The organism is Pseudomonas brassicacearum, assembly GCF_003732265.1.
GTDB lineage: Bacteria > Pseudomonadota > Gammaproteobacteria > Pseudomonadales > Pseudomonadaceae > Aquipseudomonas > Aquipseudomonas brassicacearum_D.
In genome coordinates this window covers 347,989-365,282 of the sequence record NZ_MOBK01000006.1, presented here as the reverse complement: position 1 = coordinate 365,282, position 17,294 = coordinate 347,989, and the positions used below count along the sequence as shown (strand labels likewise).

At 61.0% G+C, this 17,294-nt stretch carries 16 protein-coding genes and 1 pseudogene; 4 read left to right on the top strand and 13 right to left on the bottom strand.

Annotated elements, in window-relative coordinates; translation table 11 throughout:
• Positions 1-74 precede the first annotated feature (74 nt).
• The 6 genes from BK660_RS14380 to BK660_RS14350 form a co-directional block, all read right to left on the bottom strand.
• Positions 75-1,424, bottom strand: coding sequence for a sensor domain-containing protein (locus BK660_RS14380; RefSeq protein WP_123434610.1), 1,350 nt, complete (start codon positions 1,422-1,424; stop codon positions 75-77).
• Positions 1,425-1,442: 18 nt separating this feature from the next.
• The gene (locus tag BK660_RS14375; RefSeq protein ID WP_123433829.1) at positions 1,443-2,081 is read right to left on the bottom strand and encodes a LysE family translocator; all 639 of its coding nucleotides are present in this window, start codon (positions 2,079-2,081) and stop codon (positions 1,443-1,445) included.
• Positions 2,082-2,398: 317 nt separating this feature from the next.
• Positions 2,399-3,730 (bottom strand): MFS transporter, encoded by a 1,332-nt coding sequence (locus BK660_RS14370; protein WP_123433828.1) that lies wholly within the window; start codon positions 3,728-3,730, stop codon positions 2,399-2,401.
• 186 nt (positions 3,731-3,916) lie between these two features.
• Positions 3,917-4,843, bottom strand: coding sequence for a hydroxymethylglutaryl-CoA lyase (locus BK660_RS14360; protein ID WP_123433827.1), 927 nt, complete (start codon positions 4,841-4,843; stop codon positions 3,917-3,919).
• Complete coding sequence (locus tag BK660_RS14355) at positions 4,840-6,033, bottom strand: CaiB/BaiF CoA transferase family protein (RefSeq protein WP_123433826.1); 1,194 nt, start codon at positions 6,031-6,033, stop codon at positions 4,840-4,842. The genes BK660_RS14360 and BK660_RS14355 overlap by 4 nt, the downstream gene beginning before the upstream one ends.
• Before the next feature lie 243 nt (positions 6,034-6,276).
• Complete coding sequence (locus tag BK660_RS14350) at positions 6,277-7,185, bottom strand: LysR family transcriptional regulator (protein WP_123433825.1); 909 nt, start codon at positions 7,183-7,185, stop codon at positions 6,277-6,279.
• Positions 7,186-7,384: 199 nt separating this feature from the next.
• Here BK660_RS14350 and BK660_RS14345 point away from each other — a divergent pair, with 199 nt between their 5' ends.
• Both BK660_RS14345 and BK660_RS14340 read left to right on the top strand, forming a co-directional pair.
• Positions 7,385-8,617 carry an aminotransferase class I/II-fold pyridoxal phosphate-dependent enzyme gene (locus tag BK660_RS14345; protein WP_123433824.1) on the top strand — a complete coding sequence of 411 codons (1,233 nt, stop codon included), beginning with the start codon at positions 7,385-7,387 and terminating at the stop codon, positions 8,615-8,617.
• An 18-nt stretch (positions 8,618-8,635) separates the two neighbouring features.
• Positions 8,636-9,308: pseudogene (locus tag BK660_RS14340) on the top strand (MFS transporter).
• Here the strand turns inward: BK660_RS14340 and yiaY are convergent.
• Complete coding sequence (gene yiaY, locus BK660_RS14335; RefSeq protein ID WP_123433823.1) at positions 9,305-10,453, bottom strand: L-threonine dehydrogenase; 1,149 nt, start codon at positions 10,451-10,453, stop codon at positions 9,305-9,307. The pseudogene BK660_RS14340 and the gene yiaY sit on opposite strands and share 4 nt — an antisense overlap.
• A 156-nt stretch (positions 10,454-10,609) precedes the next feature.
• On the opposite strand from yiaY, the gene BK660_RS14330 reads away from it, so the two are divergent.
• Positions 10,610-11,629, top strand: coding sequence for a DUF4917 family protein (locus BK660_RS14330; RefSeq protein WP_123433822.1), 1,020 nt, complete (start codon positions 10,610-10,612; stop codon positions 11,627-11,629).
• A gap of 76 nt (positions 11,630-11,705) precedes the next feature.
• On the opposite strand, the gene BK660_RS14325 is transcribed toward BK660_RS14330, so the two are convergent.
• The 3 genes from BK660_RS14325 to BK660_RS14315 all read right to left on the bottom strand — a co-directional run bounded on the left by BK660_RS14325 (position 11,706) and on the right by BK660_RS14315 (position 13,161).
• Positions 11,706-12,050, bottom strand: coding sequence for a YegP family protein (locus BK660_RS14325; protein WP_123433821.1), 345 nt, complete (start codon positions 12,048-12,050; stop codon positions 11,706-11,708).
• A gap of 209 nt (positions 12,051-12,259) precedes the next feature.
• On the bottom strand, positions 12,260-12,565 hold the full coding sequence (locus tag BK660_RS14320; RefSeq protein WP_123433820.1) for a ribbon-helix-helix domain-containing protein: 306 nt from the start codon (positions 12,563-12,565) through the stop codon (positions 12,260-12,262).
• A 14-nt stretch (positions 12,566-12,579) separates the two neighbouring features.
• On the bottom strand, positions 12,580-13,161 hold the full coding sequence (locus BK660_RS14315; RefSeq protein ID WP_123433819.1) for a DJ-1/PfpI family protein: 582 nt from the start codon (positions 13,159-13,161) through the stop codon (positions 12,580-12,582).
• A 288-nt stretch (positions 13,162-13,449) separates the two neighbouring features.
• On the opposite strand from BK660_RS14315, the gene BK660_RS14310 reads away from it, so the two are divergent.
• On the top strand, positions 13,450-14,355 hold the full coding sequence (locus BK660_RS14310) for a DMT family transporter (RefSeq protein ID WP_123433818.1): 906 nt from the start codon (positions 13,450-13,452) through the stop codon (positions 14,353-14,355).
• Positions 14,356-14,416: 61 nt separating this feature from the next.
• On the opposite strand, the gene BK660_RS14305 is transcribed toward BK660_RS14310, so the two are convergent.
• The 3 genes from BK660_RS14305 to BK660_RS33450 form a co-directional block, all read right to left on the bottom strand.
• Positions 14,417-15,631 (bottom strand): class I SAM-dependent methyltransferase, encoded by a 1,215-nt coding sequence (locus BK660_RS14305; RefSeq protein ID WP_123433817.1) that lies wholly within the window; start codon positions 15,629-15,631, stop codon positions 14,417-14,419.
• A 231-nt stretch (positions 15,632-15,862) separates the two neighbouring features.
• Complete coding sequence (locus tag BK660_RS14300; RefSeq protein ID WP_123433816.1) at positions 15,863-16,480, bottom strand: TPM domain-containing protein; 618 nt, start codon at positions 16,478-16,480, stop codon at positions 15,863-15,865.
• A gap of 28 nt (positions 16,481-16,508) precedes the next feature.
• A complete protein-coding gene (locus tag BK660_RS33450; RefSeq protein WP_123433815.1) occupies positions 16,509-17,267 on the bottom strand; it encodes a TPM domain-containing protein in 759 nt (252 codons plus the stop codon).
• Positions 17,268-17,294 lie beyond the last annotated feature (27 nt).

Here is a 17,294-nt window from a genome sequence, read left to right as displayed (position 1 = left end):
GCATAAAATCAGAATGAACGAGCCCCAAAAGGTTTAGAAAACCTGAAAACGCCGCGACGAACGGCGGCGAAATATCAGACTTCGAGTCGCAGGTGATGCTGGCGTTTGGCGGCGTACATGGCCTCGTCGGCATGCCTGAACAACTGCTTTTCTTCGGTGCCGTGCTCGGGGTAATGAGCGACGCCGATACTGGTGTGGATGTTCAGGTTATGCCCGTCCAGACGCAGCGGCTGAGCCAGGACCTGGAGGATTTTTTCCGCCACGCTGTCGGCGTCTTCCAGGCCGTGGATGCTATGCAACAACACCACAAACTCGTCCCCGCCGATACGCGCCACGGTGTCGGTTTCGCGCACGCAACCTTTGATCCGATTGGCCACCGCTTGCAACAGCATGTCGCCCACCGCATGACCGTGGGTGTCGTTAACGTCCTTGAAACGATCGAGGTCGACGTACAGCAACGCCATGCGCCCGCCATCGGCTCGAGCCAGCGCCAGTGAAGCTTTGAGACGATCTCGCAGCAGCTCGCGATTGGGCAGTTGAGTCAACTGGTCGTACTGCGCCATGCGCTGCAACCGGGCATGCAATTGCTTGCGCTCGATGGCGGTCGCGACCTGGGCGCAGACGTATTGCAGCAGTTCCTTGTCCCGCTCGGTGTAGCGCTCGCCACCCGGAACGCTTTTGACGATGAGCGCGCCGATGGTGCCGTTTTGCGAATTCAGGGGTACACCGAGCCAGCACGGTGAGTTCGGCCCCTCGACCAACATTTCAAAGCCTGCGGGCGAATGGCCCTGGTCCGGGGTCAGCAAAATTGGCAGGCCGCTGCGGATCACTTCCGCACACAGGCGCCCGGTGATGGTGCCGGGCTGCTCGGGTTGCAGCTCATGGTCGTTGACGTGATAGGGAAAATTCAGCTGCGCGCAGTGTTCGTCATACAGCGCCACGGAGAAATTCAGCGCGGGCAGCCATTCGCCGATGATCAGGTGAATGCGCTTGAACAGCGCCAGCAAGTCTTCCGCCGCGTGAGCCGCTTCGGAAATCGCATACAACGCCGCTTGCCGGGACTCGGCCAGCTTGCGTTCGGTGATGTCCCGAGCCACGGCGATGCGCAACTGATCGAGCTCCGACCAGCGCGCCGACCAGAGGATGTGCGCCACCTGGCCGTCCTTGCGCAGGTAACGGTTTTCGAAATTGAGTTTGGGCTCGCCGCCCATGATTTCCCGCGCGGCATCGAGGGTGCGCTGGCGGTCGCCGGGATGCACCATGTCGATCATCGGCTGGCCGATCAGTTCATCGGCGGTGTAGCCAAAAATGCGCTCGCACGCCGCACTGACAAAAACGAAGCGACCTTGCTTGTCGACCGCACAAACGGCGTCCAGCAACAGATCGATGTAGCTCGCCAACGGCGCGGAATTTCTGGATGCCATGGTCTCTTGCATATGGCCTCAAGTCTTGTTCGTGACCAGCCCCGGCAACGCGTGCGCTAGGGCATTAATGGCAAAACCGATAAACATGACCCCGCACAACCGGGTGATCGCCAGTTCGTGGCGTTGATACAGGGCGCGAACCTGCCGCGCACCGACGATGCCGATGAGAATAGCGTAGGCGATCAGGCCACCGACGAAGCTCAGCACAATCAGCCACGGCAGCATCGACCAGTGCAGCAACTCCGCGCGGCTCGACAGCAGCGCGGTAAACGTAGCCACCGCCACCGGGTATGCCTTGGGATTGGTCAGGCCGAACAGAATACCGTGCCAGAACGGTTGGCGAGCCGGGCCTTGAGGTGTCTCGGCACTGCTACGTTTTGCCCGCACGGCGCGCAACCCCAGCCAGAACAAGTACAACCCGCTAAACACACCCAACACATCGAATGCCGTGCTGCCGATTTCCCGCGCGCCGACAATCGCGATCAACGCGGTACTGCACCAGACCACATCGCCCAGCAAATGCCCGCACAAGAACCCCGCCCCCGCCCGCCGACCGCGCGCCGCGCCAATGCCGAACACCGCCAACACACCCGGCCCCGGCGTGATGCCGTAGATAAAACCCGAGGCGAGAACTGCCATTAGCAGCGATGGGGTCATCGGGAAATCCTTTTGAACTGTCTGGTGAATGGGCGCCAGTCTATCTCAGGTCCTTGCGCGTGGACTGACTGATCGTCGAAGAACTTCATTCCGGCATAGGGCCGTTGTCGACAGGCCGCCAGCCGTGACGCCAGATCGCCGACATCTCGGCGGCGAAGGCAATGGAAACGGAGGGTTGAGGGGAACTGACGGTAAGATGTTGACTGTCAGGCCGCCATCGCGAGCAAGCCCGCTCCCACATTTGATCGGCGGCGTGGCGCAAATCGAGTGTGGGAGCGGGCTTGCTCGCGAAAGCGGTCTATCCGACGACACAGATTTTAGAACTTGTCGAGCGTACGCAGCTTCTGCGGCAGGCCCCACATCAGCAACGCAACGGCGATCAGCGCACAGACACCGATCACATACAGCGCCGGCGTCGTGCTGCCGGTCAGGTCCTTGATCCGTCCGACCATGACCGGGCTGACGATGCCGCCGAACTGGCCCAGAGTATTGATCACCGCAATCCCGCCCGCCGCCCCTGCGCCAGCACCGGCCAGCAGTTTTGGCGGCAGGGTCCAGAAGCTCGGAATCGACGCGATGATCCCTGCACCAAGCAAGCCCAGCGCAATAATCAGGAAGGTCGTGTGATCAGCGAAGATCCCGGCGCAGAAGAACCCTACCGCGCCCACCGCCACCAGGCCGGCGACAAACTTGCGCCGTTCGCCGGTCGAGTCGGACAAGCGCCCGATCACTACCATGCTGATCGCGCCGCAGATGTAGGGGATTGCAGTCAGCAAACCGATCATCACCGGGCTTTCAGTGCCGGCACTACGGATCAGTTGCGGGGCCCAGAAATTCAAGCCGTAAGACGCCACCTGGATCAGGAAGTAGATCAGGCCCAGCGTCAGGAAGCCCGGAATACGCAGCGCCGCGAGCAACGAGCCGCCACTCTTGTGTGGCTCATGGTGTGCGATGCGGCTGGCCAGCAGGGTCTTCTCGGAAGCGGTCAGCCAATGGGCATCTTCTATGCGGTCCTTGAGCAAGGTCAGCACCAGCAAACCGAGGCCGATGCACGGCACGCCGCCGAGCAGGAACAGCCAGTGCCAGCCGCGCATGTCGAGGAAGCCGTCGAGGTGTTGCAGCACCAGCCCGGAGAACGGTGCGCCAACCAGACCGGCGAACGCCGACGACAGAAACAGCATCGAGGTGATGCGGCCACGATAGTGCTGCGGGAACCACAGCGTCAGGTAATACAGGACGCCCGGGGCAAAACCGGCTTCCATCGCACCGATCACAAAGCGCAGCGCGTAGAACTGCCATTCGCTGTTGACGAAGACCATGGCGGCGGTGGCGAGGCCCCAGGACATCATGATCCGGGCGATCCAGCGCCGCGCGCCGACCTTGTACAGCATCATGTTGCTCGGCACTTCGAACAGTACGTAGCCGACCACAAACAGCCCGGCGCCGAGCCCGTAAGCGGTGTCGCTCAGGCTCAGGTCAGTCTGCAACTGGAACTTGGCGAAGCTGATGTTAATGCGGTCGAAAAACGCGAACAGGTAGCAAACCATGATCAGCGGCATCAGGCGCCAGGCGACCTTGCTGACCAGGGCTTTTTCTTCGTCGTGGCTAACGGACGGGCTCGCGCCCGCCTCCAGTACATTGAGGCTCATGGTGGTTCTCCAGGCGGACTTCCCGTGGGTGTCCGATTGTTTTTGTTGTCTGGTTGAATGGGACTGTAGGGGAGCTTTACTGTGGGAGCGGGCTTGCTCGCGAAGGCGGTGTGCCAGTCGACATGTATGCTGAATGTCAGACCGCATTCGCGAGCAAGCCCGCTCCCACAGGGGGATTTCGTGTGGTCAGGAGGGGCTTGGGTGCAGGTCGCAATTGCGGCCGGCCTTGGCCAGTTGACCCGGCACTTCGTGGCCCAGCAGCGCGGGCAGTCCTCGGGATAATTGCAGCAGCAGCGGCAGGTCGATGCCGGTGTGAATGCCGATTTCATCGCACAGGTTGACCAGGTCTTCCGTGCAGATATTGCCCGAGGCACCCGGCGCAAACGGGCAGCCGCCAAGGCCGCCCAGCGCCGCGTCAAAGCGTCGGGCACCGGCCTCATAAGCGGCGAGCACGTTGCATAAGCCGAGGCCACGTGTGTTGTGAAAATGCAGGGTCAAATCCGCGGGCGAAACCCGTTCCAACACCCGCCGTACCAGCCGATCCACCTGTCGCGGGTTGGCCATGCCAGTGGTGTCGGCTAGGGTAATCCCTTGAATCCCGAGTTCCTGATAAGCCTCGACGATTTGCAGCACGCGATCCTCATCAATCCTGCCTTCGAACGGGCAACCAAAGGTGGTGGCGATGCTGCCGTTGAGCCGCACCTGCGTGTCGCCCACGTACTGCACGATGTCGCCGAACGCGACCAGCGAGTCTTCGCAGCGCATGCGCATGTTCGCCAGGTTGTGGGTCTGGCTGGCGGACATCACCAGGTTCAGCTCATCGGCCTGCGTCGCCAATGCCCGTTGCGCGCCCTTGAGGTTGGGGATCAACGCGACGTAGATCACCCCCGGTTGGCGGGTGATGCCCTTGAACACCGACTCGCCATCGCGCAGCGCCGGAATGGCTTTGGGCGAGACAAACGAACCGGCTTCGATCCGGCTGAACCCGGCCAGCGACAGTTGATCGATCAGGGCAATCTTGTCGACGGTTTCGACCCAGGTCGGCTCGATCTGTAAACCGTCGCGCGGCGAGACTTCCTGAACGATCAGGGTCTGGGAAACGTCAGTGATCATTGCACCACCCCTTCGGTTTTCAGGCGTTCGATATCGGCGTCCGTCAGGCCCAGCCCGGCGAGAATTCCGTCGGTGTGCTGGCCCAGACTCGGCCCCGACCAGTTCACGCCGCCCGGGGTTTCCGAGAGTTTCGGCACGATGCCCGGCATCTTCACGGTGGCGCCGCCCGGCAGGTCGGCGCTGAGCAGCATGTCCCGCGCCTGATAATGCGGGTCGGCGACGATGTCGGCCACCGAATAGATGCGCCCGGCAGGGACTTCGGCCGCTTCCAGCGCCGACAGCACGGCGTCGATCGGCAGGCTGCTGGTCCAGTGGGTGATCGCGGCGTCGAGTACATTGCTTTTCAATGCACGGCCGTCGTTATGGGCAAACTCCGGTGCATCCGCCAGATCGCGCCGGCCGATGACCTCCATCAAGCGTTTGTAGATCGGGTCGCTGTTGCCGGCGATTACCACGTAGGCGCCATCGGCCGTCAGGTAGGTATTGGACGGGGCGATGCCCGGCAAGGCACCGCCGCTGCGCTCACGGACATGGCCGAGCATGTCGTATTCCGGCACCAGGCTTTCCATCACGTTGAACACGCTTTCGGCCAGCGACACATCGACGATTTGCCCGCCGCCCTGCCCGGTCTTGACTCGCAGCAACGACATCAAGGCACCGATCACCGCGTGCAGCGACGCGAGGGAATCACCGAGGCTGACGCCCACCCGCGCTGGCGGTGAACCGGGGGTGCCGGTGGTGTAGCGAATCCCGCCCATGGCCTCGCCGATGGCGCCGAAACCCGGACGATCACGGTACGGGCCGGTCTGGCCGTAACCGGAAATCCGCACCAGCGTCAGGTTGGGATTGAGGGCGTGCAACACGTCCCACCCCAAGCCGAGTTTTTCCAGGGCCCCAGGGCGCAGGTTTTCGATCAGCACGTCGGCACTGGTCGCCAGTTGCTTGACCAGTTCGATGCCTTCGGGGGATTTGAGGTTGAGCGCCAGGGACTTCTTGTTGCGCGATTGCAGGTACCACCACAGCGAGGTGCCTTCGTGCAGCTTGCGCCACTTGCGCAGGGGATCGCCCTGGCCCATGGCTTCGATCTTGATCACCTCGGCGCCGAACTCGGCGAGGATCCGCGCGGCAAATGGCGCGGCGATCAGCGTGCCGATCTCGATCACTTTGATTGCACTTAACGGGGCAGTCATCGCGGCGTACCTCTTGTTCTTGGAATAGGTGCCAAGGCTAGAGGAGCCGGGGTTTAGGAATCCAACCTTCAGTTGGCAACGGGCGTTCGTGAAACGCGAACGCTCTGGAAGACTGCTGCGACCTCCGGGCCGCCTTCGCGAGCAAGCCCGCTCCCACATTTAACCGCATTCTCATGTAGGAACTCGGTTAAATGTGGGAGCGGGCTTGCTCGCGAAGAGGCCGGCACAACCAATAAAGAAACTTCAGACCTGCCCACGCAACTGCTCAAACAACATCCGGCTCACCGGCGACAACCCCGCCTCATCCCGCACCACAATGATCAACGCCCGATCCGACCACTCATCCGTCAACGGCACCGCATGCAGCCCCAACGCCCGGCCAAATAATTCATAGGCCTTCTGCGGCAAAATCCCGATGCCCATGTTGGCCTGGACCATCCGGCACATCGCATCAAAACCCGGCACATGAATGCGCAACCGCAGCACCTTGCCCGCCTGACGCGCGGCCGCATGGGTGCGCATGTTGATCGAACTGGCCGAATGCAGCCCCACGTAATCGCTGTCCAGCGTGTTGGCAAAGGCCAGGCTCGAACGGCTGGCCAACGGATGATCGGGCAGCATCAACACCACCAACTTGTCCTGCCGGTACAGCACGCTGTGCAAACCTTTGGTGTCGCTGTCGATGGAGCAAATGCCCAGGTCCGCCACCCCATCCAGCACTCCTTGAATCACCCCGCTGCTGGGGCGTTCTTCGAGGTCGGTCTTGACCTGCGGATGGCGCTCGGAAAAATCCCGCAAGTCCTCGGGCAAAAACTGAATGATCGCCGACAGGTTGGCAAGCATGCGCACATAACCGCGAATGCCGTGGCTGTGCTCACCCAGCTCCAGGCCCATTTTCTCGACATTGAACAGCATCTGCCGGGCGTGGTGCAGCAGCGTTTCGCCGGCCGGTGTCAGGGTCATGCCTTTGGCCTGGCGCACGAACAGACTGATCCCCAGCGCCTCTTCCAGTTCCATCAAGCGTTTGCTGGCCGCTGACACCGCGATGGCTTCACGCGCGGCGGCGCGGGTCAGTGTGCCTTCTTCGTGAACGGCGACGAACAACTGGAGGGTGATCAGGTCGAGACGGCGGATCAGGCTTTTTTGCAGCATGGAGGGCTCGATGACTTCAGTTCGGCTGAGTCGGCAGGATAGCCCGGTTTTGCCCCACAACCTCACACGCCATCGCCCTACACGTAAATCTCTTGTAACACTCAACCGAACAGGAAACGGCCGATTCAGCGCCCAGATCGCACGCGGTAAAGTCTGGAAATACACGGACGGTTTCATCACTCAAGGACAGACACGTCACATGGACCAGACAACGCACGCGGCAAACACCTTCACCAACTATCGAAAACTGATCTCGCTGGCCGATCACGACTGGGAAACCGCAGAAGCCGGAAAAGTCGCGGGGCTGAACGTCGACATCAGAAGCAGCAACCGCATGGTTGACCAGCACGGACGCGCCTTTCATCACTTCTGCACCACCTCCTACCTCGGCCTGGACCACCACCCCGACTTGCTCGACGGCGCCATGACCACCTTGTGGGAAACCGGCACCCTGCGCATCGCCAACGCGAAAAACCGCTGCAAACTGGCGATCCTCGATCAGTACGAAACCGAGCTGTCAGCATTATTCGGCGCCACGTGCCTGAGCACCTTGTCATGCAGCGCGGCGAGTGCCGGCATCCTGCCGCTGCTGGCCAGCGGCGTGTTCACCGAGAACCGGCCGCCGGTGATGGTGTTTGACCGTTTGGCACACTATTCGATGAGTCACCTCAAAGCCGCCTGCGCCGACGAAACCAGGGTCGTGACCAGCCCGCACAACGACATGGATTTTCTGGAAACGCAGTGCCAGCAACATTCCAGGGTCGCGTATGTGGCCGACGGCGCGTACAGCATGGGCGGGGTCGCCGACATGGACAGCTTGTTGTACCTGAAGGACCGCTATGGCCTGTTTCTTTACCTCGACGACTCCCACGCGTTGTCCGCTGTCGGCACTTTCGGTGCGGGCCTCGTGCGTCCCAGGTTGCAGGCCCTGGAGGATGACGCCTTGATTGTCGCCTCATTGGCCAAGTCATTTGGGGCCAGCGGCGGGCTGGTGATGCTGGGCAATGAACGGCAGAAAAAGCTGATTCAACGCTACGGCGGCCCCAGCAATTGGTCGCAAAGCCTGAACAGCGCATCCATCGGTGCGGGCAGAGCGTCGATCCAGCTGCATCACACGCCTGCATTGACTGCGTTACAGGAAAAACTTCAGGTTAATATCCGGCTCTTCGACAGCCTGATTCGAACCGCACAACACGGCAGCAACATGGCGATTCGCTTGATCCACTGCGGTGAAGCGCGGCTGGCCAACCGTATTGCCATCGAGTTATCCAATCTAGGTTTCTTTACCTCGGCCGTGTTTTTCCCCGTGGTTGCGCAAGGCAAGGCCGCCATCAGAATCACGCTGCGCGCCGACATGGAGCCGACGCTGATTCGCCATTTTTGTGAACTCGTCACCGAGCTGTTGCGCGCATGCGCCGGGGACATCAGCTAGACATCCAGGGATGATTCCATGAAGAGCAGCACCACCCTCCTCGTCACCTGCAGCACGGTTTTCCTCGCGCAACTGGGCATGAGCATTTACCTGCCGGCGCTGCCGGAGATGGCCCGGCATCTGTCCGCCAACGCTTCGCAGGTGTCCTGGGGACTGGCGGTGTATCTGATCGGCATGGCGCTGCCCATGTTGTTCTGGGGTAGCCTGGGTCAGCGCATCGGCCGCGTGGCCCAGTTACGGGCGCATCCTGCGTGATCGGGCCCTCTTGCTGCCGGCCCTTACCGGTGGCCTCGGCTATGGGGTGATCATTGCCTTCAACACCGCCGCACCGCTGATTCTGCAAGGTCCGTTCAATTGGTCGGTCGTGGAATATGGTCTGCTGGGCTGGCCGATCAGCGCGGCGTATTTTCTGGGAGCGCTGGGGGTCAATGCCTTGGTACTGCGCACCGGACAGCGCCGGTTGATGACGGTAGGCATCAGCCTGTCACTGGCCAACGACGGCTCGCCGGTCGGTGGGGCTTATGCGATGGCGTTGAGCGGCTTTATTCATCAACTGATGGCTGCGCTGATCGGCGCGATTGCCAGCCTGATCGCCAGTCAGCAGGCATGGCCGTTGTCGTTGCTCTGCACCTTGCTGGCGTTGGGCGCGATGCTGTGCGTCATGCTCGCGCCCGGTCGCAAAACGGCCTAAAAGGCGTTGCGGAAAATCTCCTCGATCTGGCGCTGATCCGCCGCCCGGGGATTGGTAAAACCGCAGGCGTCTTTCAGCGCATTGGTGGCAAGCATGGGAACGTCGTTGAGTCTGGCGCCGAGCTCACGCAACCCGGCAGGGATTTCCACATCACTGGACAGGCGACGGATTGCGGCAATAGCCGCTTGAGCCCCCTCTTCAGGGCTGAGACCACGAATGTCGGCGCCCATCGCATGAGCCACGTCGGTCAGGCGCGGGGCGCAAACCTGAGCATTGAAGCTTTGAACGTGGGGCAGCAGTACCGCGTTGCAGACGCCATGAGGCAAGTCGTAGAACCCGCCCAGTTGGTGCGCCATGGCGTGGACATAACCCAGGGACGCGTTATTGAACGCCATGCCAGCCAGGAACTGCGCGTAGGCCATGTTTTCCCGCGCAGCCATGTCTTCGCCGTTGCGTACCGCCAGCCGCAGGTTGTTGCTGATCAACGTGATCGCCTTCAGTGCGCAAGCATCGGTGATCGGGTTGGCGGCGGTGGAAACGTACGCTTCGATGGCGTGGGTCAGTGCGTCCATGCCGGTGGCTGCCGTCAGCCCCTGGGGCATGGCGACCATCAGCGCCGGGTCGTTGACCGACAGCAGCGGCGTGACGTTGCGGTCAACAATGGCCATTTTCACGTGGCGTAATTCGTCGGTGATGATGCAAAAACGGGTCATCTCGCTGGCGGTGCCGGCGGTGGTGTTGATCGCGATCAGCGGCAGCTGTGGTTTGCTTGATTGATCGACACCTTCATAGTCGCGGATCTGCCCGCCGTTGGTCGCACATAACGCGATGCCCTTGGCGCAGTCGTGGGGCGAACCACCCCCCAGTGACACCACAAAATCACAGCGACTTTCCTTCAACAAGCCCAGGCCAAGTTCGACGTTGGCAGTGTTCGGGTTGGGTTTGGCACCGTCGAAGATCACCGAGTCGATGTCCTGCAGCGCCAGTTTTTCCGCAATCATTTTCGCGACGCCGGCCTTGGCCAGCCCAACGTCGGTGACAATCAGCGCTTTGCGAAAGCCGTACTTGCCAATGGCGTCCATGGCTTCGTCGAGGCAACCGGTGCCCATGATGTTCACGGCGGGAATGAAAAACGTGCTGCTCATGAGCGATTCTCCTGTCTGGGCCGAATCGGCGACGCCGATCCAGCGGGACGCCCACAGCATCGACCCTTCGCTCACGCAGTAACTTGATCTGGCTCAAGTCATGGTCGTGATAAAGTCGCCGCCCATCAGACCTTTTGCTTTGAGACTTTGACCGCAATGACCGATTTCCAGGATGTTGATGCCCAACTTGAAGACTGGAACGCCTTGCGCGCCACCGCCTCGTTCAGCGGCCTGCTGGTGGGCAACGGCGCCAGCCGTGCGGTGTGGGACGATTTTGGCTACGACTCGCTGTTCGAGAATGCGCGCACCGTCGAAGAAAAACCCCTGAGCCAGTCCGAGCTGAGCGTGTTCGAGGCGATGCAGACGCGCAGTTTCGAACAGGTGCTTAGCGCACTGAAAACCACCAGTCGCGTCAACAAGGCACTGGCCGTCAGCTCCGCCGCACCGCGCAATCGCTATTACGCAATCAAGGAAGCGCTGATCAACACCGTGCACGCCGTGCATATTCCGTGGCGGCTGGTGGTGCCTTCGACGCTGGCGACCATCCGTGCGGAACTGGGCAACTATCGGACGGTGTTTACCACCAACTATGACTTGCTCAATTACTGGTCTATCCAGCAGCAGCCGGACGCGATCACCGACCTGTTCCACGGCGCCGAGCCGGGCTTTGACCTGAGCACCACGGCGACCGACAAAACCCGCTTGCTGTACCTGCACGGTGGTTTGCATCTGGTGCGCAATCAGGACGGCACGGCGCGCAAGCTGATGTCGACCGAGGGCACGTTGCTCGGCAGTTTCGCGATCAACAACACGATCAAGACCCTGGATGACGTGCCGCTGTTCGTGAACGAAGGGCCGGCGCAGGACAAGCTCAAGACCATTCGCAGTTCGGATTACCTGTCGTTCTGTTATGACCAGTTATTGGGGCATGGCGACGGGTTGTGTGTCTTCGGGCATGCGCTGGGTGAGCAGGACAGCCATATCGTTCATGCGTTGCGTCAGGCGAAACCGTCGGTGGTGGCGATCTCGATCTATCCGCGCAGCAAGGCGTTTATCCAGCATCAGAAGCGGCATTACGCGAAGGTGTTCGAGGGGACAGGATCAGCGTTGCGGTTTTTTGATTCGAAGACACATGCGTTGGGGAATCCGAAGCTTACGGTTCCGGTTGAGGTTTAGCGGCGAGGCGGCTGACGCCTTCGCGAGCAAGCCCGCTCCCACATTTGACCGTGATTGAATGTGGGAGCGTCGTTACTTAAAGCACCGGCAAAGTCTTGTCCTTGATCACCGTGGTCGGCCCGTTGGCTTTCACACTGGCAATGCCTTTATCCATTGCGGCGGCGGAGGAGTACGACTCGCTGCTGCCGATGATCTCGTGGTTACCGGCCTTGAGGTTGAAATAAGGATGGCCATCCTTGGTGGTCTTTTTTTCGTAGCGCTCATCCAGCGGGCTGTTGGACTGAACCGATGCAATGCCTTTGTCGGCAGCGGCGCGGGTGGTGTACAGCTCACTGGTCAGAATGGTTTCGGCGTTGGCGGCCTTGAGGACAAACCTGAACTGGCCACTGCTGCTTTTGCTCACTTCGTACCATCCGGACATGCTCTTTCTCCTTGGCGATTGAGAGGTTTCGCGCTTCAGAGTAAAGACCAGCCTGCTGATTCTGTCGCCTGCACCGGCCCCTTCGTCGGAACGCCGCCCGGAGCAAGCCCGCTCCCACACTTGACCGAGTCGCTCATGAGAATGCGATTAAATGTGGGAGCGGGCTTGCTCCGGGCGGCGTTCCGACGAATGAGTCGACACGGTATTCGCTACTTCACCACAGCCCGAACCACCGACAACTCCGGCGCAGCGACCCGCCGCTGACTCAAATACCGCATACAACTCACCCGCAAAAACGACGCAAAATTCACCACTTCCCCGCGGTAATCCATCACCTCTTCATACAGCTTGGCGATCAACTGGTTGGTGGTCATGCCATCGACTTCGGCGATTTCGCTGAGGATGTCCCAGAACTGATTCTCCAGCCGCAGGGTGGTGACCACCCCGCAGATGCGCAGCGAGCGGGAGCGCGATTCGTAGAGGATCGGATCGGCTTTGACGTAGAGCTCGCACATGGACAGGTCCCTCGTTACAGCGTGATTTTGGTGCCCAGCAACCCGAGGAAACCGGCAAGCCAGTTCGGGTGTGCCGGCCAGGCCGGGGCAGTGGCCAGATTGCCTTGAACATGGCCTTCCGTCACCGGGATGTCGATGAACGTGCCGCCAGCCAGGCGCACTTCCGGGGCACAGGCCGGGTAAGCGCTGCACTCACGGCCTTCAAGAACCCCGGCCGCCGCCAGCAATTGCGCACCATGACACACGGCAGCAATCGGCTTGCCGGCCTTGTCGAAGGCACGCACCAGGTCCAGGACTTTGTCGTTCAGGCGCAGGTATTCCGGCGCACGACCGCCGGGGATCAGCAGCGCGTCGTAGTCGGATTCAGCAACTTTGGCGAAGTCGAAATTCAGGGCAAACAGGTGGCCGGGTTTTTCGCTGTAGGTCTGGTCGCCTTCGAAGTCGTGGATCGCCGTGCGCACGGTCTGGCCGGCGGCTTTGTCAGGGCACACGGCGTGGACGGTGTGACCGACCATCAGCAGCGCCTGGAACGGCACCATCACTTCGTAGTCTTCGACGTAATCGCCGACCAGCATCAGGATTTTCTTGGCAGCCATGGGGAGGACTCCTCTGGGGGAACGTTGGCAGGAGTATTCAAGGTAGTCCTTATCCTGGAGGTCGGGTAATAACCAGCTACTACCGCGTTATCGTTCTTCGCGAGCAAGCCCGCTCCCACATTCAACCGCGTTCCTCCAAGTGGACTGCGGTTGAATGTGGGAGCGGGCTTGCTCGCGAAGGGGCCCTCAAACTGTACGGATAACTCCGCGCCTAGCTGTAACAGCGCAGCCAACGCGGTTTGTGGCTAGATAAAGACATTCCACCACCCTGAATTCTGGTCCCCCATCATGTCCTCGCGCGAAAACACCGGCATGGCCCTCGGCCTGCTCGGCGTTGTGATTTTCAGCCTCACCCTGCCCTTCACGCGAATCGTCGTGCAGGAACTGCATCCCCTGCTCAATGGCCTCGGCCGGGCGCTGTTCGCGGCGGTGCCGGCGGCGTTGTTGTTGCTGTGGCGACGAGAGAAGTGGCCCACCTGGAAGCAGGTCAAAGGCCTGACGCTGGTGATCGCCGGGGTCATTCTCGGTTTTCCGGTGTTGTCGGCGTGGGCCATGCAAACCTTGCCGGCGTCCCACGGCGCCCTGGTCAACGGCCTGCAACCGCTGTGCGTGGCGCTCTACGCCGCGTGGCTTTCCCACGAACGTCCGTCAAAAGCCTTCTGGGCCTGCGCGGCGTTGGGCAGCGCGTTGGTGCTGAGTTATGCGCTGATCAGCGGTGCCGGCAGCATTCAGGCCGGTGACTTGTTGATGCTCGGGGCGATTGCGGTAGGTGGTCTGGGCTACGCCGAGGGCGGTCGGTTGGCCAAGGAGATGGGCGGCTGGCAGGTGATCTGCTGGGCGCTGGTGCTGTCGACGCCGCTGTTGATCGGGCCGGTGGTGTATCTGGCGCTGCAACATCAAGGCGAGATTTCGGCGAAGACCTGGTGGGCGTTTGGTTATGTCTCGCTGTTTTCGCAGTTCATCGGCTTCTTTGCCTGGTATGCCGGGCTGGCGATGGGCGGGATTGCCCGGGTCAGTCAGATTCAGTTGTTGCAGATCTTCTTCACGATTGCGTTTTCGGCGTTGTTCTTTGGTGAACACATCGAGCCGATCACCTGGCTGTTTGCTGCCGGGGTGATTGTGACGGTGATGCTGGGCCGCAAGACCGCCATCAAACCAAGTGTGGGAGCGGGCTTGCTCGCGAAGGCGGACTAACAGCCGAAGTAGATGTTGGATCTGACGGCCCCTTCGCGAGCAAGCCCGCTCCCACAAGGGATCAGAGGTAGCCGTCGGCCCGGAGCAGGGTTTCGAGACAGTGTTCGCTGATGTGGTAGAAATCCTTCAGCTCCTGAATCTTCACCAACAGCTGGGCCGGGTCCACCGGCTCGGCGCGTTTGACCGCCAGGATCATCTTGTTCTTGTTGGTGTGGTCCAGCGAGATGAACTCGAACACCTTGGTTTCATAACCGCAGGCTTCGAGGAACAGCGCACGCAAACTGTCGGTGACCATTTCCGCCTGCTGCCCCAGATGCAAACCGTATTGCAGCATCGGCTTGAGCAGTGCCGGGCTCTGGATTTGCAGGCGGATCTGTTTGTGGCAGCACGGCGAACACATGATGATCGAGGCGCCGGAACGGATGCCGGTGTGGATCGCGTAGTCAGTGGCGATGTCGCAGGCATGCAGCGCGATCATCACGTCCAGCTCGCTCGGTGCCACGCTGCGCACGTCACCGCACTTGAACACCAGCCCCGGGTGCTCGAGTTTCGCCGCAGCGGCGTTGCACAGGTTGACCATTTCTTCGCGCAGCTCGACACCTGTCACCACGCCTTCGGCGTTCAAGGTGTTGCGCAGGTAGTCGTGGATGGCGAACGTCAGGTAACCCTTGCCCGAACCGAAATCCGCCACCTGCACCGGCTTGTCCAGCGCCAGCGGTGAGGTGGTCAGCGCATGGCTGAAGACTTCGATGAACTTGTTGATCTGCTTCCACTTGCGCGACATCGCCGGAATCAGCTCGTGCTTGCTGTTGGTCACGCCAAGGTCAGCGAGGAACGGCCGGTTCAGGTCGAGGAAGCGGTTTTTCTCGCGGTTGTGCTCGGCGGACGGCACTTCACGCAATTGCTGAGGTTTGCTCTTGAACAGCGAAGACTTGCCCTTTTTGCTGTATTCGAGCTGGGCTTCGTCAGTCAATGACAGCAAATGCGCATTTTTGAACGAGGCCGGCAGCAACGCAGCGATGGTCGCGACGCCTTCGGCCAGCGGCAGGTTCTTGGTGATGTCGCGGGTTTTGTAGCGGTAGACGAAGGACAGGCAAGGCTGATCCTTGACCGTCAGTTGCTTGATGATCAGGCGCTGCAAATCCGCTTCGGTGCCGACGTACTTGGCCAGCACCAGTTTGATGAAGGCGTTGGCGTCGAGGCTGGTTTGCAACAGGTCGATGAACTGGGCGTGGTGATCCGGCGCGAGGCTGGCGGGAGTGGCGGTGACGGACATGGGCAAAACGGCCTCGGGCGGAGCGAATCGGGGAATGGCGGGTATTTTAGGGGGGATGGCCGTTCGGAACACGCAGTTATTTACCGAACGGCACGAATCCTGGGGCAAATGAAGTTCACTGAGGCTAAGGGTTTGACAGTGGTAAGGGGGCTTTTGTGGCGAGGGGGCTTGCCCCCTCGCCACAAAAGCCCCTCGCCACAAGGGGGTGCCAGATATCTTGATCTGATTCGGTCAGCCCAACACCACCAACCGATTCGGCAGTTCATTGCGCACCTGCGTCACCGGCACATGCACTTTGAGCAACTCGCCACACGCCTCGATGCACGTCACGAACCCTTGCAACGTCTGCCCCTGCTTCACCTGTTGGGTGAACGCCGCCACAATCGCATCCCAGTTCTTGTTGTCCAGCCGTTTGGAAATCCCTTCATCCACCAGGATCTCCACATAGCGCTCAGCCTCGCAGACAAAAATCAGCATCCCGGTGCTGCCGACCGTGTGGTGCAGGTTCTGCTCCAGGAATTGCCGGCGCGCCAGGTTCGAGGCGCGCCAGTGCCGCACTGAACGCGGGACCAGGTGCGTGGTGACTTTCGGCAGGCGGAACACCAGGCACAGCACAATAAAGCTGATCCATTGCACCAGCAGCAGACTGTGCAAAGTCAGCCAGCCGCTGAGGTAATGCACGATCCCCGGCACCATCAGCGCCAGCAGGCTGGCCCACAGCAGCGGGATGTACGCATAGTCATCGGCGCGGGCAGCGAGCACGGTCACCAGTTCGGCGTCGGTATCGCGCTCGACCCGGGCAATCGCCTCGGCGACTTTGCGTTGTTCGTGTTCAGTCAGTAATGCCATGTTGAAAAGTGCCTGCTCATTATTGTTATCACCAGCCGCCCGACGAACCGCCGCCCCCGAAACTGCCCCCGCCGCCGCTGAAGCCCCCGCCTCCACCGCCGCCGCCACCAAAACCACCGCCGCCGAAACCTCCGCCCGAACCACCCGAGCCTCCTCGGCCGGCGGGCAGAAGCCCGAGCATCTGCAACACAAAAATCGTCAGGATGAACAGCATCACCAGAAACACAAAGACGCCGGGATGGCGCGCCACGAAGTCGCTGTCCTCATCGCCGCGCGGTTCATAGACGGTCGAGGGTTCATCCAGCGGGCTGCCGCCCAACACCACCAGCATCGCCGCGACCCCGTCGCTGATGCCTTTGCTGAAGTTGCCAGTCTTGAACGCCGGGGTGATCACCTGATTGATGATCACCGAACTTTGCGCATCAGTCAGGCGGTCTTCGAGGCCATAGCCGACTTCGATGCGCAATTTACGCTCATCACGCGCGACGATCAGCAACGCGCCGTTATTTTTATCTTTCTGGCCAATGCCCCAGGCACGCCCCAGTTGGTAGCCGAAGTCCGCGATGTCGGTGCCTTGCAAGTCCGGCAACGTGACCACCACCAACTGCTCGCCGGTGGCGCCTTCATGGGCCTGGAGTTGCTGCGCCAGTTGCTCGCGCACCGACGGCTCGATCATCTGGGCGTTATCGACCACCCGCCCGGTCAGCGGGGGAAACTTCAATTCGGCCTGCGCCGTCAGGGCACACACCCAGAGCAACAGCATCAGCCCCACTTTCAACACGCGCATTGGCAACCTCATCCGTGGTGATGCTTT